Here is a 20,675-nt window from a genome sequence, read left to right as displayed (position 1 = left end):
GTATGATGAGAATGCCCTGTCCATCGAGCCGGCCATGCTTAGTCGATATCAACGGCTTGCTATGCTACAGTCCGGCCTGATCAGAACAATCAGGCACGCGTATGCCGTACAGGTGACCGATGGCCGACATCCGATTACGAATCGCGTTCCTGCATCTGGCTCCGATACCCGGCGCTCTGGCGAAAAATCGTCACCTGATCGCGCACGCGATCACGAAAGCCGCGTGCCTCGGAGCCGCCTGGATCATCACGCCGGAACTCGCGGTCGGCGGCTACACCTTCGCCGATACACTCGGCACGGACTGGATCGCCCCGCAGCCGGATCCCTGGATGGAGAAGGTCCGCCTATTTGCCGCCAGGAAGCGCGTCGCCATCTTCCTCTCACATCCTGAGCGGGACCCGCAATCCGGCCGACTCTACAACACCGTCTTCGCCATCGCCCCCGACGGACGCCTGGCAGGATCACATCGCAAGATCAATGCGCTGCGCGTCGGGTCCGAAGCCTGGTCGACTCCCGGCACGGAAACGACGGTCTTTCCGATGGAGCCACTCGGGAACGTCGGGATGCTCATCTGCGCCGACGCCTTCTCCCCAGGCATTGCCAATAGCTTGAAAGCGAAAGGCGCGCAGATCCTGGTCTCGTCGGCGGCCTGGGCTCCTGGACTGCACGGCCCGAACGGCGAGTGGGAACGTTGCACAAAAGACACCGGACTGCCCCTCTTCGTGTGCAACCGCACCGGAGCCGATCGCACCCTCGATTTCAGGAAGGCGGACAGTGTGGTGGCTCAGGACGGGCGGCGACTCCTCTCGATGTCCTCGGAACGGTCTGCCATTTTCCTCATCGACTGGGATCTGAAAGCAGGAACACTCGCCTCGCCGGAATATCGACAGATCCTGCTCTAGCGACATGCGCGGTGAAGCGCATCGAACGCAGACCGTATCCCGTCGCTCGTATCTCGTCCTGACGAGATACGCTTCACGTTTCACGAGATACGAACGCAGACGGCGAGGGGTCACAACGACTTCAAGAAGCCATCGAATAACGCAAGCCCGGCCGGCCAGTCACTGAGACCGCTGTCCGCGTTGATGTGGCCGACGGCACCAACCTCCACAAAGTCACTGCCCCAATCAGCAGCACAACGCCGCGCATAGGCGACGGAACCGAACGGATCGTTGCTGCTCGCCACCACCAGACTGGGAAACCGAAGTTTCTCCGAAGGGACCGGCTGAAAACCCTGCGCAGCAGGCGGAAACATGGGGCCGGCAGGATCCGGGACTGCGACCAGAAACGCAGCACGAACACGAAGCGAGGAACGTTTCGCCCAGTGCGCGACCAACAGACAACCCATGCTATGCGCGATCAGCACAGGCGGAGCAGAAAGACGAGCCATGGCGGCATCAAGCCCGCGCAGCCATTCCGCACAGACCGGACGATCCCAGTCACGCTGCTGCACTCGCTGCCAGCCAGGGTGCCGCTCCTCCCACAAGGTTTGCCAATGGCCGGGTCCCGAATTGCCGATGCCAGGGACGATCAGGGCCACAACCCCGTCGTTGGTCGTGTTATGCCTTAGCACGCCCTGCACGCTCCGTGAGCCAGGCGACCGCACCAACACCGGCTGTGCGCCCGCTGGCGAAACAGGCCGTGAGCAGATACCCGCCCGTCGGCGCCTCCCAATCCACCATTTCTCCTGCGCAGAACACTCCAGGCAACGCTTTAAGCATCAACCGCTTGTCGAGCGCCTCACAGGTCACACCGCCTGCCGTGCTGATCGCCTCCTCCAAGGGGCGAGGCGCCGTCAGTGTAAGCGGCAAGGCTTTGATCGCGGCCGCCAGACGGGTCGGGTCTGCAAAATCTTCCTTGGGAACAATCTCACGAAGCAGCCCGGCCTTCACCCCGTCGATATGGGCGCGCCGCTGCAAATGCGTGGCTATCGTCTTTTTTCCGCGCGGCTGAGAGAGATCCTTGATCAAACGCGGCAGTTCACGGTCCGGCGCCAGATCCAACCGCAGCGTGCCACGGCCGGTGGCTTCAATTTCATCGCGGAGGCAAGAGGCCACGGCATAAATCACACCACCTTCAACACCGGTCTCAGTGATCACGAACTCCCCCATGCGGCGCATCACGGCGCCGGTCGGTGATTTCGCCACCACGCCCACCGTTTTCACCGGATGCCCCGCGAACTTGGTCCGGAAGTGTTCGGTCCACCCCACATCAAACCCGCAATTCGCCGGTCGCAACGGAGCGATCGAAATGGAACGCCCCGCGAGCAACGGCACCCATGCGCCATTCGAGCCGAGTTTGGGCCAGCTGCCTCCACCCAACGCCAGGATGACCGCATCCGCCCGTACGGAGGTCGTACCTTGCGGCGTTTCGAAACAGAGGGCCTTCTTTTCATCCCAGCCATGCCAACGATGCCGCACATGAATCATCATTCCCGCCTGACGCAACCGCCGTAACCAGGCGCGCAGCAGCGGTGCAGCCTTCATATCCGTCGGAAACACACGACCGGAGGAGCCGACATACGTCTCGACACCAAGCCCGCGCGCCCACGTGCGAATCGCGTCGGCCCCGAACTCGGCCAACCAGGGCGCGACCTGCGCGCGGCGCTCGCCATACCGGCTGAGGAAAAGATCGGGCGGATCGGAGTGAGTCAGGTTCAGCCCGCCTTTTCCGGCCAACAGAAACTTGCGCCCCACGGACGCCATCGAATCGTACAGCGCGACCTGCGCCCCGCCGGCCAATGCCGCCTCAGCGGCCATGAGCCCGGCCGGCCCGCCACCGATAATCGCGATCTTCACCTGTTACCTCTTCATCGTCACAGTCAGAAACCACACCGGCCTCATACGCCCGAAGTCGGTCCGAAGGGAATCCTTCAATGTCGGGTTGGAATCTACCACGTACGACCGGTCGTTCTCTCGCACGAACAGGACCCAGTGCCAGAACGGTCGTCCCTGCTCCAGATGCCACTTGATGGCCAGCAACGCGCAATCCGGCAAACCGGTCCAGGAGCGAAACGGTTTGGTCGCCCGCGAGGGACGCAGACCGAATTGTGTCAGCAGCCGCCGCACCGATGCCGTTTCGGACCACAGCTTCGGATCTTGAGCAGAGATGCCCAACGAAGCGGCGACGGCCTTCGCGCGCGCATAGGACACACCTGCCAACGCGGCCGCTGCCGCAATGCCACAGCCGGTTCGCTCTTCTTGAACAACGGGCCGGATCACAGAGACAGTTTCATTTTCCGTCCGCCGGAAATGCTGAATCCCTGTCGTTCATAAAACGCCAGGGTCCGGTCGAACTGCGGGAGTGGAGGTGTCGTCACCTCCAGCCTGGTCCATCCTTTCGACCGGGCAACCTGCTTCGCCTCTGCCACGAGCATGGTGCCCAACTTGCGGGAACGGAATGCCGGACGCACATACAATTCCGGGATGATCCCGAATTCCCCCTCTGCATAAAGCGCTCGACACTCGGATAAGGCCAGAAATCCCGCTGCTGTCTCGTCCTCATGGGCCAGGAGCACGGTATAGCTCCCATCAGTCACCCAGCCACGAGCCCGAATCTCCGTATCGGTCAAAGAAAACTCAAACGCCCTCGTCTCAATGGCCGCCATGATCTCCCGCAACAAGTCTCCGACCAGTCCGGCAATGAGCGGCGCATCGGACGGTTGTGCCTGAGTAATACGAATCGACATGGGGCGAACCTACCCGCAGCAGGCGCGCGCGTCAAGCGGGGTGGCTTCCGCTGTCGGTACGGTGGACTCACCGACAGCGGAGGTCGCCGAAAGAGAATCGGATGAAGGACAGCAGAACAAGGCGGGATAAGCACATCCGGCATTCCTGCGGAACGATCGCCGGAGCGAGCGTCAGAACATATATCGAATACCGACCAAGCCAAGGACAGACGTGGCATCGAACCGGCCGGTCATACCCATTTGCGTCCAGTCTCCCTTATTGAGCCGCCACGCCAGTTCCGTATTGAGGCTCCAGTGAGGCGTCAACGGAATGTCGAGTCCGCCTGCGATTCGCGCCGCAAACGTATTGCCGTAATCCAGCGGAAGCACCCGCGTGGCCGTAGAGAACATGTTGAAATTCATGCCAAGGCCGACTGAGAGGTAGGGAATCGCGGTGGTGGTTTGAAACGGACACATTTCGATCGTCGGCATGACGGCGACGGTCAACAGATCACCGAACGTGCCCGCGCCATTCTTCACATCGACTGCTTGCTGCTGGCCATCAACGGTCAGACCAAAACGAAAATACGGAGAAAATTGATAGAGGAATTGGAGGCTGCCCGCGCCGCCCAACGATGCGACCGCATTGGAGACATGCTCCTGAGTCGTCTGAGCCACGCCTCCTCGAATAGAGATCACCCAATGCGGCTCTTCCGTTTTCGCGTCTGGATTCGCACCGCTTTCCTCAGCATGGGCGGGTCCCCACCCCATGCCACACAACACTCCAACCAGGAACAAAACAATCACGACCTTCGAACGCCTTGCGCCAGCCATCCTCACACTCCTTACTCGCCGTGCCCGGGCTCATGAAGCGGGCACGAGCACATGTGTTCAGTGAACCCCCTGCCTATTGCCGAGGGCGCACTATCCATTAGTCGCCGGAAGGGAGCAAAGTCCTCTGAAGTGTTACTGCGAAGGGGGGAACGAAAGTGGCAGTCGCGCAACCACCGGTCTATGAACGAGGGAACGAGGTGGCGAAGTCGACGAGGGAAGAGGAGTTGCGGCCGGTTGTCACGCCTTTACGCCCGCGGTGTTCCTGATCAAGAGGAAGTCATCCAAACAGACCTTGCTCACCTGTGGGTTCTGCCGGGACGTCGCTCTCCAACGCCCAGGTGGAGCGCGGCCACATCGAGTTCCTGCTCTAAGCGGTGAAGGACTTCGTCGCTGATCGTGCCGTTATCTCGAAGATCGATCAGCGCCATGCGCTCAGCCGTTAACGTTTCATATTGCAGGCGCTGGACGGATTCGGTGGTCGAACTCAAAGTCGTCTCCTCCGCCAGACTGGCCTTGGTGAGCCGCTCCAGCCGTTGGAGATACCGCAGGCGCACCCGCTCCACCTGCTCCAGCGACACCCAGTTTTCCGTGGCTACTTGATCCAGCCGATTCAAGGCCGCCGTCGCCGCATGTTCCCGTGCCAGCGTTTCTTCCTGTTCCAACCCATCGTCTTCTCTGAGGTGCAACAGCCTGATGATCGGCGGCAACGAGAGGCCCTGCAGGACCAGGGTCGCAAGAATCACGGTGAAGCTGATCAGAATAATTTCAGCGCGAAATGGAAATGGCACACCGGTGCTGGTTGCCACCGGCAACGCCAATGCGGCAGCCAGAGTCACAATCCCGCGCATGCCGGTCCAGGAAATGAGGAACAGGCCCGACCATGGTGGCATGGGGTCACGTGCACGTAATTTCGCGCTCAACCATCGCGGGATGAGAGCGGCCAACGGCACCCACAGAAGCCGAACCAGGATAGCTGTCGCGCTCACCCAGGCCCCGGCAATGAGCACCGGGCCGAACTGGCCCGGCGGCACCGAATCGCGTAACGCGCCCAACTGCAGGCCGATCAGGATAAAAATGACTCCATTCAAGATAAAGATCAGGAGATCCCACACCGCACGCGCCTGCAATCTGGTAGCCGGGGACACCGCGCCGCTGAACGACTGACGAAGGTACAGCCCACCCGCCACACAAGCCAGGACCGCAGAGGCATGCACCGACTCCCCACACACCCAGGCGATGTACGGCGCCAGCAACGTCACGCCGATCTGCGTAAACCCGTCGTCCGTCGCGCAGAGCGCCCACCGCGTGAGCCAGGCCACCCCGATGCCGATGACCACTCCCACCAGCGCGGCGAATACGAACTCGAACAGCGTATGGCCGAGTGCAAATGAACCGCTCATTGCGGCGCCCACAGCCGCCCGATACAACACCAGCGCCGTGGCGTCGTTGACCAGACTTTCCCCCTCCAGGATCGTGACGATCCGGCGGGGGATTCTCAGCCGTTTCCCAATGGCCGTCGCAGACACGGCGTCGGGCGGCGAGACGATTGCACCCAGCGCGATGGCCTCCGCCCACCCGATACCGGGCAAGAGCGCATGGGCCACAAACGCCACCCCGGCGGAGGTCGCCAGGACCAACCCGACCGCCAGAAGCGAAATCGGCCGGAGATTCTGGCGAAACTCGCGCAGGGACGTGAAATAGGCGGCGGCCCATAAGATCGGCGGCAGGAAGACCAGGAACACGAGGTCAGGATGGAGTGTCACTGCGGGCAAGCCGGGCACCAGACCCAGCGCCAGACCTCCCAACACCAGAAAGATCGGATACGGGATACGGATCTTCTGCGCGATGGTCGTCAGCGCGAGCACCACCGCAAGCAACATGATGATCACTTCGAGTTGATGCAGGCTTTCCATCAATGCACAAGACCGTTTCTGAGGCGATCGCGCGGGCCGGACCAATCGCCGCGGCTACAGGCAACCGGTTACATCCCGATGATTTCCAGTCGCTGGAGATCGTCGGGCGCGATCGCGAATTGGTCGGAGCGCAGATCCTCCTGCATGTGTTGTGGATCGGTCGTACCAGTCAGCGGCAACATGCCGGTCTGCATGGCAAATCGGAACACCAGTTGCGCCAGCCCCATGCCGTACTTGGCGGCCATGGCCCGTACCTCAGGATCGGCGAACAGCTCACGGTTGGCCGTCAGCAGCGAGAACCCTTGGTAGATGATACCGTGAGTCCGGCAGACGGTCCGCACGTCCTGATCCCAGCCCAGCGCCGCATAACAGCGATTCTGTACTACCATCGGCTTATGAACCGCCCGCGCACAGAGCAGCGTGAGTTGATCCGCCGAAACGTTGCTGATGCCGATCATCTTCGTCTTCCCCGCACCGTACAGGGATTCGATGGCGGCCCAGACCTCCCAGTCGGCATCGCTCAACCCGCGGCGCCCATAGGGGCCGTGCAAGACATAGGAATCGAGATAGTCGGTGTGGAGATGGGCGAGGGAACTGTCGAAGGATTGTTTCACCTGGGTGGTGAGATCGGCTTGGGCATCGTAGGGCCTGCGATGGTCCTGGCCGTTGAGCGGCGTGAACTTGGTCTGCACGAACAACCGCTCACGCGGCGTGCCCTGCTTCGCCAGATCCAGCAACGCCTCCCCGACCAGCGCTTCCTGATAGTGGATCAACTGATTGGCCGTATCGATCGCCGTGAACCCGGCGGCCACGGCCTTCAGTACCAACTGAGTCGTGGCCTCTTTTTTCCAAGCGGTTCCGTACATGAACGAGGGAATCGGCACCTGATTGTAGGCAGTCAGCATGACGTGAAGTCCTCCACGCCGTACCTTACACAGATCCTCACGACGGTCTCAATGTTCCAATGATCGAAGGTCGTGCCAGTCGGAGCGTGCCTGTCCTGCCGCACGCGGGATCGGCGGCGCTGCCATGGTCCGGCCACGCGACCCGGCACGTTCGGCCACAGGGTCGCCGTGGTGCTGGGCTGGGTGAGAGACTGCAGGCACTTGTCAGGCCCCTGCTCGTGTGACGGAAACACCGGCACGACCCTGAGTCCACCGGCACTCCTACCATCCCGATCTCATCGACAGCCCTTCCGTTTGTATGATATATAGCATCTATATATCGCGCTCGAGGGAGGCTCACATGGCATCTACAATGATTCAAGTTCCAGTCCTCATGAGCCCCAGCCAGAAACGTCGGCTCGCGCAAAAGGCGAAAGCCGCCAACCTCACTATGGCGGAACTCCTGCGAGAGGGCGGCGAACGCTATGCTCCGGCCGACGATCCAGCGCTGTTGGATCACATGGCCAAGCGAGTCATCCTGGAGACGAAGAAAACCATTCGCTCGATCGACAAAACCCTCGCCTTGGTGGCGGAGTCGGAAGCGCGCATGCAGGCGCTCGCCAGGACTTCCAAGAAAGGATAACGATGGGGCTCACCGAGCGCGTATGGGATGCTTTTGCCAACACCATCAAACTGAACGACAAAGTGGACCGACTCAGCACCACGGTAGCCAAACAGCAATCGCATATCGAAGACCTCAACGCGCGTGTGATTCGCCTCGAAGCCGCGCTGGAATTCGCACTCGGCGCCCAACGGTCCCGGCGCCTGCCTAAACCACCCCGCTAACCCTCATCCGGACCCAACTGGCTCACTTCATGCGCAGGCCTTCGCCAGGTCATAAGTCATGGTCAGTACGCTATCCGGATCGGTCACGGTGGTCACGTTGCCGGAGAGATCATAGAGGTAGCTCGTGACCTGTCTGCCCGGCAGGGTCTTGCTGAGTAATTGGTTTACGGCGTCCTAGGCGAAGCTGATGGTCTCGTTCTTGGGCGTGATTCTCGTGAGCAAATTGCCGTTCCCGTCATAGGTGTAGGTCGTCCGCCCGTCGTTCGTATCTCGTATCTCGACCAGGCGGTTTTTTGCATCATAGGTGAACGTGGTCGTCCGGTTCAGGGCGTCGGTGCTGGTCGCGACGTTGCCCGCCGCATCGTAGGTCAGCGTGGTCGTGCGGTTCAGCGGATCGGTCGTGGTCAGCAGTCGGCCCAGCGCGTCGTAGGTGAACGTGGTGGTCTGATTGAGGGCATCCTTGGTGGTGAGGAGCAGGCCCTGAGGGTTGTAGGTGAACGTGGTCACCTGGTTCAGCGCGTCGGTGATGGTGAGCGGGTTGCCCTTGGCATCATAGGCGATCTGCGTGAGATTGCCTTTGGGGTCTCGGATGCGTCCAAAGGATCGATCAAGCCACCTCTGGAAGTGATCTATTTGCTGAAGCCATTCCATAGACCAAAGCACGAGAAGGCAATGAACGCAAAGCCCAGCACAGGGGTAGGTGGCTGTCACTTCATCGATGGAAAGGTTGGGGAATGAGGGGCAGTTGATTTGCGTTTGCTTTTTGGTGGAATGGTAAATTGTCCACCGCTCCCTTCTTGGCACTGAAACGCCACCGTCTTTGATCTGCAGGCCCACTCAACAGTAACTCCAAACCTCCTTATCTCTTCTGCGAGAGTTGGGAACACCACGTTCAAATCGATTGCACCGCGAATCGTTTGACCTGGGTCCAATACGTGTGGAACATGCATATAGTCCGCCATAGGCCCAAACTTTGCCAACGGCGTGTGTGCCTTATCCAATCGGTATGCCTTGTTCACAAAAATCATTTCATTGGGAGGAATCCATGGAAGATCCAAATTTTGTACGGTCGCCTTTTGATCGGAGGTGTTTTTCAATTGAATTTCTATCGAATACCGTTCGCTCCCTTTCTTCGAGAGGAAGACGGACAGGCTCAAAGAACTAGGCTCCTGTGCATATATAGCCGCGGAGACTAACACATGGAAAACGCTGAGCAGACCAACGAAGGAAAGCCTCATAACTTCTTGAAAGCCTTCTTGATAGCGTCAATGCGGAAGTTTGAGAGAGATGGGGCCAGCAACTGTCTTAAAAATCAAGCGGGCTGACTGACCGATTCACGCCACGGGGTTCGGTTTTTTATCATGGCATTGAGAATCGTGAGCAGTTTCCGCATGCAGGCCGTGAGCGCCAGCTTCTTTGCTTTCCCGGCCTGACAGAGGCGCTGATAGAACGTGCGAATCACCGGGTTCCTTCGTGTGGCCACCAAGGCCGCCATGTAGAGGGCCGCTCGCACGTGGGCGCGGCCGCCCCCAATCGCGTGCCGCCCTTTGAGCGTCCCACTGTCACGTGGGAACGGCGCGACGCCCGCTAACGCGGCCACTTCTTTGCGCGTCAAGGTACTCAACTCAGGGAGGTTGGCGAAGAGCGTGGTGGTGAGGACTGGGCCCACACCCGGCACACTCCGCAACACCTCGTCTTTCTCGCGCCACACGGGACTCTCGCACATCGTCGCCGTGAGATCGGTATTGGTGGCGGCGAGTTCCTTCTCCAGCCAGGTGATGTGCGCCTGCACTCGTTGCTGGATGGGCCGGGCCGCCAGGCGCAGCCGATTCTTTTCGGCGGTGAGCATCTCGATCAGCTGCCGACGACGCGCCACAAGGGCCGCCAAGGCCTGGGTCTGTTCATCCGGTACGGGACGAACCGGAGGCCGAATGGCCTCGGCGAACCGCGCAAGGATCTGGGCATCAAGCCGATCGGTCTTGGCGAGCTGCCCGGTGGCCCGGGCAAAGTCCCGCACCTGCCGAGGATTGACCACGACGACCGGTAAGGCGGCGGCCGCGAGCGCTCCCGCCAGCGGCACTTCGAGGCCACCCGTCGCTTCGAGCACAATCAACGTGGGCTGCACCGCGTAAAGTCGCTCCACCGCCTCTGCAATTCCTCGTTCGTCATGCGAAATCTGGAAGGCGGTCCCGGGGTGGACCGCTACATCGACACAGGCTTGCGAGATATCCATGCCGACAAAGATGGCTGCGCTCATGGTGCACCTCCGTGTCGCCCGTCCTTGCACAATGCGGGCTCGAGGCCCTCTCAACTGTTCGGGTTGGTGACCGGAGGAACGGGACGACCCGAGCTGACCCACGGTCTTCCGACTTCCAGACCCGGATCTTTGCGATCTGTCCCGCTCCCGTCGTGCCATGATGCAAGACCTCCTTTACAGATACAAGGTCTTGCCATCGCACAGTCCCCTCGTGAACCACCCCGGTTACCCCGCATCACGCTGTGGCGCATTGTACCGATTGTGCCCGTGAACACACCAGGACACCAGCGGCGAGCGCTTAGAATGCGCAGAACCCAGCCGGCCACTGACTCACAGAGTCCGACGGGAATTGCGGCATGTGCGATCGCAAGACCTGATTCCCTTTGGGTTCGTACTCCATTGTATTCAACGCCCCAGCTCTACCACGGATCCACGTCTCTGCCAATACGGCTGAACGGCCGTGACCACTAAGGTCTTGACGCCCGCAACGATCCGCGCGATGGATCGGGCCGCTTCAGGCAAGCAGTGACATACCAGGAAAAGATCCTCCTAAATTTGTTAGAGTGCGCCGTCACCTTCAGCGAGGAGCACCGCCCACATGGATGCAGAGCCAGTCAATCAGGTCGTAGAACTTCAACTCACCTACCGATATATCAAAGACCATCCCTGGACCGTGCAGGCCATCAACGGATTTCTCTCCGCCTATTTCATGGAGAAACCCGGGTTTTCCGTCCAGCGACACTTCGACGATCTCGAATCGGGCATGCACGTGTGGCTCTGCGAGGTTCCGTCCAACATGAAAATCACCGTGCTCTTGCGACGCCTACAGGCGGACATTCCCCCTTGCCGCCACATTCAGCCGGCCACAGAATCCTCGGCCAGAGCGCAATACGTCATCGACAGTCCCGAGTAAACGACTCTTGCGCCGCACAGAGCCCCATGACTACACTCGGTCATTCATGAACAAGGGAGGTTCGGGATGCGGGTGATTGTGATCGGAGGAACGGGTACCATCGGATCCGCCGTCGTAAGGCTACTCTCGACGCGGCACGATGTGGTGACGGTGGGACACAAGAGGGGAACGTATCAGGTGGATCTGGCCTCGCCGGACTCCATCACCAGCCTCTTCAAAACCATCGGTACCTGCGACGCAGTCGTGAGCACCGCCGGGATCGCCAAGTTCGCGAGTCTGGACGACCTGACCTACGACGACTATTTCATCGGCCTGAAGAACAAACTGATGGGCCAGGCGAATCTCGTGCGGATCGGCAGACCGTTCGTGACCAACCATGGATCATTCACGCTCACCAGCGGCGTGCTCAGCCAGGAACCCATGAAAGGCAGCTGCGCGATCAGCATGGCCAATGCCGGATTGGAAGGGTTCGTCCGCGCCGCCGCCATCGACCTGCCGCGAAGCCTGCGCGTGAATGTCGTCAGCCCTCCCTGGGTGACGGAAACACTGATTGCCAGAGGCATGGACCCGTCGATCGGCCTGCCGGCTGAGACGGTCGCGCAATGTTATCTCGCCAGTGTGGAAGGCACGATGACGGGGCAGGTGATCGATCCGAGGAAACACGCGGGCAGGTAAACACGACTGCGGTTGTTATCGATCCGTGAGCTCGAACGTTCCCAGCGGATACGCCTGGCCATTGATCAACACCTCAACCGCGTGTCGCCCGGGATAATGCGTTCTTGTCGTCAATTGCGCGAGCGAGAGGCGTTTGCTGAACGGCACTACGCCGCGCGGAGCCAGATCGACCGCCTTCAACTTGAACACTTTTGGACCGGTCGCGCCGTGTGCCTTCACATAGTGGACGCGCAGATCCACCAGGAGCCGTTGCGCACGAACGGCGCGGCCGGCGATGTCGAAGGTCAATGTCACAGCGGAACCGATCGCGGGGCGACGCGGCGTGATGCGCACCCTCTCCAGCGAGACACGTGGCGCCTCCCCGAATCCCAATAGTCCGAGCGCGCCGGAATCACCTCGCTTCACCGCCGACCGCAACGCATGGCGGATGATCCACCGACGCTCTTCCGTCGCGTCCCGCATCCACCGCTTGGATGTCTCCACAAGCAAGGCCGGATGGTCCTTGCCGATGTCGTTTAGACTATTCGCCACACTTCGACGCACATAGAGCGACGGGTCATCTTTCAGTCGCTCCAGCAAGGCGAGCACGGGACGCGGATCGGCCTGAAAGGCGCGTAACCGGGAAGCCCAGGGCAGCCGGGGGCGCGTGCCTTCCGACACCAGGCGACGCACATCCTCGCTGGGGTCAGTCGTCCATTCAGCGAGGCGCGCCAGCGTCGCCGCCTGGTGCCGCTCCAGATACCGGCGAATGCTGAATTCGGCCGTGAAGCGCTGCGTCAGCACATATTGTGCACGCATGGAGGCTTCGAAGTGGTCGAGTCCGTAGTCGGCCACAAAAAACACGTGCGGAAGAAACAAAAAGCCACCCATCCCCTGGGCAACGGTTCGCTCCGGTTTCCGGTCGAGCGACGCCAACAGAATCTCGACCGCCTTCTCATAGTCGTCCGGCATGAAGCGGCGCAGTTCCTGCGCGATCTTCCGGCCACGCGGCATGAGTTCGAGCGCGTCATACCCGTCCAGCACCGACCGGACGAACGCCGGCTCGTCGAATCGAGGAAAGACGGCGGCAATCATCCTGGCGATGGTGCGCGGAACATCGGCCCCGAAACTATTCTTGAGCGGTTCAGCCATGAGATCTCACCCGCCGGCAAAGACCGGCCGGAAGCCGGCTTTCGTCAGAATGCGCGCCACGTCATTGCGCCTATCGCCTTGGATTTCGATCCGCCCTTCCTTCACCGTGCCCCCGACGCCGCAGGCCTTCTGCATTTCTTTCGCCAGTTGCTCTTTCTCCTCCTGACCGATACCGGCAAATCCCGTGACGACCGTCACCGTCTTGCCGCCGCGATGCGCGGTTTGCCGGATGATATCTACCCGGCCACGGTTCTTCGCTTGGCTTGAGGAAGCCATGGCGGGGCGTTCCGTCTTGTCTCGCGGTGGAGTCGGCGGCAGCTCCACATTCTTCAACGCCGCAAACGGACTCTTCCACGGGACCGGCTCACCGTCTGTGGGAATACGTTTCTTGTTCATGTCATCAGGCTCCAGAACTTGTCGTTCGTCTCTCGTTCGCAGAAAAGCGCCTATGGCGTATAGCTCATAGCAGGAGTCAGAAGCGAAGAGCGAATGGTTGATTGCTGAGAGCGAGGAGCCAGGGCCGCAGATCTCATCCTCCCGTCATCAGCCAGACGCTATAGGCTCATATTCCCCCACGCCATACGCCAGACGCTCTTGTCCACAACGAGATACGCTTCACGTTTTACGTTTCACCTTTCACGCTTCCTTCAGGGTCATCAATTCAATCTGCACGGCATTCGTCCCGTCGCCGATCAACAGCTGCCCGTCTTGAATGGTGCAATGCAGTTCCATGTTGCGCTGCGCAAGCTCGGCCAGAGCCCGGCTTCCCTCCAGCGAGAGGTTCATCACGGTGAGATTCTTCAACCGCTCAAGCGCAGCCAGATTCTCTTTCCACCATTGGTCCGCAGCACGACCGCCATAGCTGTAGACGCAGACCTGTTTGGCGCGACCGCAGGCCTGGCGGAGAGCCTTTTCATCCGGCAGGCCCACCTCGATCCACAACTCGATGAGACCGGTCAAATCCTTTTGCCAGAGCGCGGGCTCATCTTCAGTGCTGAGCCCGCGACCGAACGACAAGGCCTCATGTGCATGCATTGCAAAGGCCAGCAAACGCACCATCATCCGCTCGTCGGTTTCCGACGGATGCTGCGCAAGGGTCACTGTATGATCTTCGTAATAGTGGCGCTCCACATCGGCGATGTGGAGGAGGGCCTTGAAGATCGTCGCGTTCGGGGCCATGTGGACGGCGATGTCCTTCTGTGGAGCGTTCAGATTGAAGAAACCAGGTTATTGGACCGGTGGAAGCGGACAGTTCAAGGTCAGGGCAGTTCCGCGATATACATCCCCTCCACCCGCTCGCGCGCCCAAGGCGTCTTGCGGAGAAATGTGAGGCTCGATTTGACGCTCGGATTGTTGAGGAAACAACGTACCGGAAGACGACGCGCTAACTCAGGCCACCCGTGGCGTTCAACCAGGGTCGTCACAATGGTCTCCAGCGTCACACCGTGTAAAGGATCGCGGGGATGGGAAGTAGTCATAGGCGTATGTCAGACCATCTTAGAAGGTTCAGCAGCATTTCTATGCGGAGAGGGGTCCCTAATTTCAACTCGTCAAGTATCCAGGCATTCCTCTGCTTCGGCCTCAAAGTGAAATTGTGCCATTTTTAAGCTACTGTCAAATTCCAGACCTAACTCAGCCTCTCTCGCTGCCAGATGCATAAGATCCGTCAACACATCAACCAAGTTGCTTCTTGGATCATGAGGGTCACCAAACCGCATCGCATACATTGCAAGAACCTCCCTGCCGCGTTCTGCCCTTTCGCCATTAGTTGGCATGTACCCTCCACATTATTAAGAAAAGCCAATCTGGGAGAAAACACTTCCGCTCTCTCCAGCTATTCAAAGTGCGTATTACTGCTCCCTGAGGATGCTGAATTCTTGAAACAGATGGACCGGAAGCAGTACCCCGAGTTTCCATTCTATGGACATCGGTTTTTCTCCTTCTGCCTTCTCGATCATCACCGGACCACAAGCCCGATAGGGATCCCCTTTGCTTCGACGGACGAAGAGTTGGAATGACCAGCCATTTCCGGGGCTCTCAAGATAACGCCGACCGGCTGGCGTATCAGGCCCGGCTGAATTCTGGCTTTGCCAGTGAAATCGTTCACTGCTGATGGCGTAATCACGGTAGGCGATTCGATCGTGGAAACCCTCTGACTTGTCGAGAGTAACAAACAGCAGTTCCACCTTCCGGTTTTGCAGGGGAAGTACACCCGCTTGGAAGGGAATTCTCTTTTCTGCGGTCAGCCAACCGACTGCGGTTAGTATTTCACGAATGCCGTAGCTTGCGTGAAGGCACAACGGCACATCGGTTAGCCCCGGTACCGGGCGGAAGCGTAGAGTGCCTTTCGCCCGAAGAACCCCACCCAGTTCGCCAAGTTCAGCGTGGATTTCTGGCGCCTGTGAGAGTCTGGCGAGGAAGGCTTCGCCAGTACCTGCCTGGTGATGCTGGCCGTCGATCTGATATGCGAGCATTTGAAGTCGACAACGCTCGCGGTCACTGAGGGTATGATATTGCACGGTAGGTTCGCTGATGCGAACAACAAGGTCCGTTTGTTCGGGGTCATTGCAGTGCAACAGTTCCGAGAAGCGGCGGCCCAAATATTCGTCCTCTGGACCTTCAGGTGTGGTTATTAGCTCCGCGTCGCGCCGCAAGGCAGTCCAGCCACTACGGCCATGGCTGCGATAAATTTCATGGAGCTGTACTGTCTGCTCGCGCAGGAAATCCCCGAGATTGACAGCCGTCCGTCCACGGAGGGCAGCATAACTCTGAAGCTCCCCGCGAAGTCGTCGCCACGATTGGTTCATGGCGGTCCGCAGATTCCGAAGGATCTGCTCTTTAGTGAATTGTTGCAGCTGAATGAGGCAGCCAGGTGAAAGCGAACTAAATCCCTTCTCCACTGATTCACTCAACTGGCCGCGCGATAGTCCGGTAATCGCCGAAAGCAAACGGTCGAACCGAAACTCTTCGCGGTATCGGCCGACAAAGTCCAAGATAAGACAGCTTTGCTTGCCCTCATGAAGACGCAATCCACGTCCAATCTGCTGCTGAAAGAGCACGGGGCTTTGTGTGGGGCGAAGCAACAACAGTGTGTCAACCGAAGGCAGGTCTACGCCCTCGTTGTAGAGGTCGCACGTCACGAGTGCACAGAGTTCTCCACGCGCTAACCGTTCTGGCCCTTGGCGGCGGGCATCTGCATCGGTCGAGCCAACGATACAGAGCGAAGGCAGCCCGGCCTCGTTAAACTTGCGCGCCATGAATTCAGCATGTGCCACGCTCACGCAGAAGACAAGGGCCTTGCTCCGTCTGGGGTTGCCAGTCAGTCGCTGCCATTCGTTAACGATGAGTCTCGCACGGGTGTCATTCCCCGTCACGAGGTTATCAATGACTTCTCGCTCACCAGGTTTGTCCCAAGGCACTTCCGAAAAGTCGGTGTCATCGTCGCAGCCGTAATACTCGAACGGGCTGAGTAGTTGGAGGTCCAGCGCATGCCAGAGGCGTAACTCAACGGCAGGCGAACCATCGGGGCGATTGTCGAAGTAGGAAAAGATTGGTTTCCCATCTGAACGTTCCGGTGTGGCAGTTAGGCCGAGCATCACCTTGGGGAAAACCGCTTTCGCGAACATATCGAAACGGTCCGCCGCCAACCGGTGACATTCATCAACCACGACTGTGTTCCAATAATCGGGTCCGCATCTTGCGACCAGGTCGCGTGCACACACACTGTCGATGGTGGCGAATAGGTGGTCGTAGCTCTGCGGCTCAGAACCACCCCCCAACATCTCACCAAAGGAATGGTCACGCAGCACCTCGCGATAAGTTCGCCGAGCTTGCATCAGAATCTCTTGACGATGGGCGACGAATAACAACCGGGGACGTCCGCCCATAGCTTGGCATGCTGCACGGTAGTCAAACGCCGCAACTACTGTCTTGCCTGTGCCCGTCGCGGCAACAATGAGGTTGCGAAACCTACCATGCTCCCTCTCCAGCGTGAGTTGCTCCAGCATGTCCTTCTGATAGTCCTTGGGCTGAAGGTCGAAGAATGTAGTTGAGGCACAAATCTGGTCACCCGCCTCCCGCTTAAGGGCGCGCGAGAGTTCAGAGCGATGCTCCGGGTTTGCCGCATCGTATTGCTGGAATTCACCGTCGTTCCAAAGTGTCTCGAAGTGCGCCTTCGCGCGAGCAAATAGCCCAGCCTGCCCTTGCTCCGTGAATTTGACCGTCCACTCCAGTCCTCCGAGCAGCGCCGAGCCTGATAGATTGGCACTGCCGACATAGGCCGAGCCAAACCTCGTTTTGCGATGAAATATCCATGCTTTTGCGTGGAGACGTGTCCGTCTTCCATCGAGGGAAACCTTGATTTCGCAGCCTGGCAAGCGTGCGAAATAATCCAGCGCTTCCATCTCAGTCGCACCAGTGTATGTGGTCGTGAGGATTCGGAGTCGCGTTCGGGGCTGGCCCACAGCGCTCACGGCTGTAGCCGTCTGGAGAATGTCGAACAACTTTCGAACTCCCGCCACTGTGATGAAGCTCACCAAGATGTCCACTTGGTCGCAGCAAGCGATCTCACGGCGAAGCTCTGTCAGAAGGGATGGGTAACCTTTGCCCGCAGTAAACAGCCAAGGGATAGCGAGTCCGGTCGCTGGAGCTTCCGGTGCAGCTCCGATGCTATGAATGGCTCGGAGTATCTGAGGTGGCTCGACCAGCGGGTCCACACCTCCTGCGGCCTGCTGCCTAAGGTGAACCAGCAGTGCGTTCACGAGATCGAGCTGTCGTTTTGCCTTCTCTGCCCCCTGCCCGCCGAGTTCATCCAGCAACCGCGTCACTTGTCTGGCGAGAGCGTCCGCGATTCGCTCTGATACTTCTTCCAAAGGTAGTATTGAACAGGTGTGCCCAGACGAGTCTGGAAGGCCAGCAATTAACTGCGCCACCGATTCAGTAATTAGCTGGTCGTAGAGCCCATCGGGTAATTGCATTGCTGATAGCAGTCTTGCGGAACACTATGGATACGCCATGAGCTGATCAAAAATGTTTCTGCAAGAGATTTGATCGCGCTTCCTATTCAAAATGCCCATTGATCCATCGCCGGATGAATGAACGGTGGCATTCTATGTTTCCGGAGACGGCAGGTCCATGCTTTACCTGCCTAAATAAGGTCGCGAAACAAAACTTCGGCTATCCTGTTATAGTGCCCGCACGAAAGCCTGGCATTGGCTTAAACATGCCGACCATGTGCACACTTCCCGAATCCCCCATGCCGTGAATGATCTCCACAAACCAAGGAGGGTTGTCATGCAGAAATCATTGATCGTCGCCATCGCAGTCGCCGCCGGTCTCGGGGCAAGCTCGGTTTTGTCGTTTCTGCCATCAGCCCTCGCCGATGGCCTTGTAGCCGAAGGCAAAGAGGCGATGAAAGGCACGGGCAAGTCGCTGACGGAAGCCACAGGCAAACTCAAGACCGATGCGACCCAAACGAAAGAAGACGCCAAGAAGCTGGACATCGACAAGACCAAGCAGGGCGTGGGTCAGGTGAAAGAAGACGTCAAAGGGGTCAAGGAAGGCGCGAAAGGCGCGCTGACCAATCCACTGGGCAAATAACAGCCCATCTCTGACTTCCTTCCGACCTTCTCACTTCTACTCTTCCCAGGTCGGACAGCCTGGGTGGTCCCCAAACTGCGCGCGTCCAACGCTCTACCAACCCAAGGGGGGAGGGGTCGGGGCGGCTCTCACTGCGCGCATGGGACGAGCATATTCCGATCGCGCGCATTCCCCATTTTCTCAATTTCCAATTCTCCCTAGGAGCCTGTCCGACATTGCCCTCCAGAAATTTCTTGGCAAGCCCCTCCGAATCGTGTACCGGTACGAACACCGAGCCACACCAGAGGAGGCCCTGCGATGACGATGCGCACCTTTCGTTCCTATGACCCCGATGAGCTGTGGCTGTTGCCGCCGTCGCCGCGTGACTGGTTGCCGGAGGATCACTTGGCGTACTTCCTGGCCGATGTGGTGGAGGAACTGAACCTGCAGCCCATCCTCGCCACCTATGGCGGGGTGACGCGCGGCACGGCGCCGTATCATCCCCAGCTGCTGGTGAAGGTGCTGCTGTATGCGTACGCCGTCGGGATTCCGGCCTCGCGGCAGATTGCCAGGAAGCTGGAGGAGGATGTGGCGTTTCGCGTCCTGGCGGCGAATCAGCGGCCGGACTTCCGGACGCTCAGTGATTTTCGGATGCAGCATCTGCCTGCGCTGGCGGATCTGTTTGTCCAGGTGCTCCAGCTCTGCCAGCGGGCGGGCATGGTCAAGCTGGGCCACATTGCGCTGGATGGCACGAAGGTCAAGGCCAATGCGTCGAAGCACAAGGCGATGAGCTACGGACGGATGGTGACGGAAGAGGCGCGGCTGCAGGCGGAGGTGGCGGCCCTGCTCAAGCAGGCGGAGGCTGCCGATGCGCGGGATGATGCGGCGTATGGCCCGGACCGGCGGGGTGATGAACTGCCCGCCGAGCTGGCACGTCGGGAGCAGCGGCTGGAAACCATTCAGGCGGCCAAGGCGGTGTTGTAGCAGGAGGCCCAGGCCGAGGCCACCCTCAAGCAGGCGGCCCGCGCGGTTCGCGAGACAGAAGGACCGCGCCGGGGACGGCCCCCGCAGCCGCCCCGCTCGGTGCCTCATCCGAAGGCCCAGCGCAACTTCACCGATCCGGAGAGTCGGATCATGCCGGCGTCGGATGCCAAGGGGAGTGTCGTGCAAGGGTACAACTGCCAAGCGGCCGTCGATGCACAGGCGCAGATCATTGTCGCGGCCGACGTCACCGATGAAGCCAATGACAAACAACAAGCGCAACCAATGTTGACCCAGGTGCTGGCGAATACGGCGCAGGTCCCCCGGACCGTGAGTATGGATACGGGATATTTCAGCGAGGCGAATGTCGCGGCCCTCACGGCGCTGGGCTGTACACCGCTTATCCCGCCTGATCGCCAGCTTCACGGCCCGGTGGTGCCGGCCGCGCCCCGAGGCCGACTGCCAGCGGGTCTGTCGGTGGCTGACCGGATGCGCCGCACGCTCCGCACGACGCACGGTCGATGGCTCTATGCCCGGCGCAAAGCGATTATCGAGCCGGTCTTTGGCCAGATTAAGCAGGGCCGCGGCTATCGACAATTCTTGCTACGCGGGATGCGGCAGGTGCGCGGGGAATGGGCGCTGATCTGTACCACACACAATGTGCTCAAGCTCTGGACCGCCCTGCGCTGTCGATGCCGACGCCCCGGGGACGGGCTGCGGGCCCTGAGCGGCAGTCGGAAGGTGACCCGGAGAGGACGGCACTAGCGGGAGGGCTCTGTGCCGATCCAGGTGCCGCCGAACACAAACGGACTCACCGGTGAAGAACAGGCTTCTCTTCCATCAATGTCAGACAGGCTCCTAGGGATGGGGGCTGGTTGATCTCCCACTGCGCGCCGTCCAACTGAATCCCCTCCTACCCCTCACCCAGGGCGTGCAGTCGGGTGCTCCTGAGTGCGCGCGTCCAACGAGGGCCTTCTGAGGCCGCGCGTTGCGCGAG

22 protein-coding genes and 2 pseudogenes are annotated in these 20,675 nt (G+C 59.8%); 7 read left to right on the top strand and 17 right to left on the bottom strand.

Annotated elements, in window-relative coordinates; genetic code table 11:
• Window positions 1-119: 119 nt before the first annotated feature.
• Window positions 120-902 (top strand): carbon-nitrogen hydrolase family protein, encoded by a 783-nt coding sequence (locus NSND_RS17095; protein ID WP_080880143.1) that lies wholly within the window; start codon window positions 120-122, stop codon window positions 900-902.
• A 110-nt stretch (window positions 903-1,012) separates the two neighbouring features.
• Here NSND_RS17095 and NSND_RS17090 read toward each other — a convergent pair whose 3' ends face one another.
• The 7 genes from NSND_RS17090 to NSND_RS17060 all read right to left on the bottom strand — a co-directional run bounded on the left by NSND_RS17090 (window position 1,013) and on the right by NSND_RS17060 (window position 7,319).
• Entirely contained in the window at window positions 1,013-1,573 is a 561-nt protein-coding gene (locus NSND_RS17090; protein ID WP_080880917.1) for an RBBP9/YdeN family alpha/beta hydrolase, read from the bottom strand.
• On the bottom strand, window positions 1,560-2,759 hold the full coding sequence (locus tag NSND_RS17085; protein ID WP_369974251.1) for a TIGR03862 family flavoprotein: 1,200 nt from the start codon (window positions 2,757-2,759) through the stop codon (window positions 1,560-1,562). Before NSND_RS17085 ends, NSND_RS17090 begins: the two co-directional genes overlap by 14 nt.
• Before the next feature lie 42 nt (window positions 2,760-2,801).
• A complete protein-coding gene (locus tag NSND_RS17080; protein ID WP_080880141.1) occupies window positions 2,802-3,221 on the bottom strand; it encodes a hypothetical protein in 420 nt (139 codons plus the stop codon).
• On the bottom strand, window positions 3,218-3,688 hold the full coding sequence (locus NSND_RS17075) for a GNAT family N-acetyltransferase (RefSeq protein ID WP_080880140.1): 471 nt from the start codon (window positions 3,686-3,688) through the stop codon (window positions 3,218-3,220). The genes NSND_RS17080 and NSND_RS17075 overlap by 4 nt, the downstream gene beginning before the upstream one ends.
• A gap of 171 nt (window positions 3,689-3,859) precedes the next feature.
• Complete coding sequence (locus tag NSND_RS17070; RefSeq protein ID WP_080880139.1) at window positions 3,860-4,501, bottom strand: hypothetical protein; 642 nt, start codon at window positions 4,499-4,501, stop codon at window positions 3,860-3,862.
• 296 nt (window positions 4,502-4,797) lie between these two features.
• Window positions 4,798-6,414: a Na+/H+ antiporter gene (locus NSND_RS17065; RefSeq protein ID WP_080880138.1), complete on the bottom strand. Its 1,617-nt coding sequence runs from the start codon at window positions 6,412-6,414 to the stop codon at window positions 4,798-4,800.
• Window positions 6,415-6,482: 68 nt separating this feature from the next.
• Window positions 6,483-7,319: an aldo/keto reductase family protein gene (locus NSND_RS17060; protein WP_080880137.1), complete on the bottom strand. Its 837-nt coding sequence runs from the start codon at window positions 7,317-7,319 to the stop codon at window positions 6,483-6,485.
• A 340-nt stretch (window positions 7,320-7,659) separates the two neighbouring features.
• Between NSND_RS17060 and NSND_RS17055 the strand changes: the two genes are divergently transcribed.
• Window positions 7,660-7,941: a hypothetical protein gene (locus tag NSND_RS17055; protein ID WP_143833603.1), complete on the top strand. Its 282-nt coding sequence runs from the start codon at window positions 7,660-7,662 to the stop codon at window positions 7,939-7,941.
• A 2-nt stretch (window positions 7,942-7,943) separates the two neighbouring features.
• Complete coding sequence (locus tag NSND_RS17050; RefSeq protein WP_080880135.1) at window positions 7,944-8,144, top strand: hypothetical protein; 201 nt, start codon at window positions 7,944-7,946, stop codon at window positions 8,142-8,144.
• Between the two features lie 27 nt (window positions 8,145-8,171).
• Here the strand turns inward: NSND_RS17050 and NSND_RS22210 are convergent.
• From NSND_RS22210 to NSND_RS17030, 4 genes and pseudogenes are all read right to left on the bottom strand, one after another.
• A pseudogene (locus NSND_RS22210) lies at window positions 8,172-8,306 on the bottom strand (RHS repeat domain-containing protein); the annotation flags it as partial.
• A 12-nt stretch (window positions 8,307-8,318) separates the two neighbouring features.
• Window positions 8,319-8,795 carry an RHS repeat protein gene (locus NSND_RS17040; protein WP_080880134.1) on the bottom strand — a complete coding sequence of 159 codons (477 nt, stop codon included), beginning with the start codon at window positions 8,793-8,795 and terminating at the stop codon, window positions 8,319-8,321.
• A gap of 56 nt (window positions 8,796-8,851) precedes the next feature.
• Entirely contained in the window at window positions 8,852-9,301 is a 450-nt protein-coding gene (locus NSND_RS17035) for a hypothetical protein (RefSeq protein ID WP_143833602.1), read from the bottom strand.
• A 155-nt stretch (window positions 9,302-9,456) separates the two neighbouring features.
• Entirely contained in the window at window positions 9,457-10,401 is a 945-nt protein-coding gene (locus NSND_RS17030; RefSeq protein ID WP_080880132.1) for an IS110 family RNA-guided transposase, read from the bottom strand.
• Between the two features lie 598 nt (window positions 10,402-10,999).
• On the opposite strand from NSND_RS17030, the gene NSND_RS17025 reads away from it, so the two are divergent.
• Complete coding sequence (locus NSND_RS17025; RefSeq protein WP_080880131.1) at window positions 11,000-11,314, top strand: hypothetical protein; 315 nt, start codon at window positions 11,000-11,002, stop codon at window positions 11,312-11,314.
• 66 nt (window positions 11,315-11,380) lie between these two features.
• The gene (locus tag NSND_RS17020) at window positions 11,381-11,989 is read left to right on the top strand and encodes a short chain dehydrogenase (RefSeq protein ID WP_080880130.1); all 609 of its coding nucleotides are present in this window, start codon (window positions 11,381-11,383) and stop codon (window positions 11,987-11,989) included.
• Between the two features lie 15 nt (window positions 11,990-12,004).
• On the opposite strand, the gene NSND_RS17015 is transcribed toward NSND_RS17020, so the two are convergent.
• The 6 genes from NSND_RS17015 to NSND_RS16995 all read right to left on the bottom strand — a co-directional run bounded on the left by NSND_RS17015 (window position 12,005) and on the right by NSND_RS16995 (window position 18,096).
• Window positions 12,005-13,120, bottom strand: a complete 1,116-nt coding sequence (locus NSND_RS17015; protein ID WP_080880129.1) for a DNA alkylation repair protein — start codon at window positions 13,118-13,120, stop codon at window positions 12,005-12,007.
• A gap of 6 nt (window positions 13,121-13,126) precedes the next feature.
• Window positions 13,127-13,516 carry a translation initiation factor gene (locus NSND_RS17010; RefSeq protein WP_080880128.1) on the bottom strand — a complete coding sequence of 130 codons (390 nt, stop codon included), beginning with the start codon at window positions 13,514-13,516 and terminating at the stop codon, window positions 13,127-13,129.
• A gap of 240 nt (window positions 13,517-13,756) precedes the next feature.
• Window positions 13,757-14,299, bottom strand: a complete 543-nt coding sequence (locus NSND_RS17005) for a YaeQ family protein (RefSeq protein WP_080880127.1) — start codon at window positions 14,297-14,299, stop codon at window positions 13,757-13,759.
• Between the two features lie 80 nt (window positions 14,300-14,379).
• A complete protein-coding gene (locus tag NSND_RS17000; protein ID WP_080880126.1) occupies window positions 14,380-14,598 on the bottom strand; it encodes a VF530 family protein in 219 nt (72 codons plus the stop codon).
• 72 nt (window positions 14,599-14,670) lie between these two features.
• Entirely contained in the window at window positions 14,671-14,895 is a 225-nt protein-coding gene (locus tag NSND_RS21065) for a hypothetical protein (protein WP_143833601.1), read from the bottom strand.
• 75 nt (window positions 14,896-14,970) lie between these two features.
• Window positions 14,971-18,096, bottom strand: a complete 3,126-nt coding sequence (locus NSND_RS16995; protein WP_080880125.1) for a DUF3427 domain-containing protein — start codon at window positions 18,094-18,096, stop codon at window positions 14,971-14,973.
• Window positions 18,097-18,412: 316 nt separating this feature from the next.
• Between NSND_RS16995 and NSND_RS16990 the strand changes: the two genes are divergently transcribed.
• On the top strand, window positions 18,413-18,718 hold the full coding sequence (locus NSND_RS16990) for a hypothetical protein (protein WP_080880124.1): 306 nt from the start codon (window positions 18,413-18,415) through the stop codon (window positions 18,716-18,718).
• A gap of 303 nt (window positions 18,719-19,021) precedes the next feature.
• Window positions 19,022-20,443 (top strand): annotated as a pseudogene (locus tag NSND_RS16985) (IS1182 family transposase).
• Window positions 20,444-20,675: the final 232 nt, after the last annotated feature.

The sequence above is a fragment of the Nitrospira sp. ND1 genome (assembly GCF_900170025.1).
Taxonomy (GTDB): domain Bacteria; phylum Nitrospirota; class Nitrospiria; order Nitrospirales; family Nitrospiraceae; genus Nitrospira_A.
Note: the sequence above shows the minus strand (reverse complement) of the source record. Positions and strands in the feature narration are given on the sequence as shown.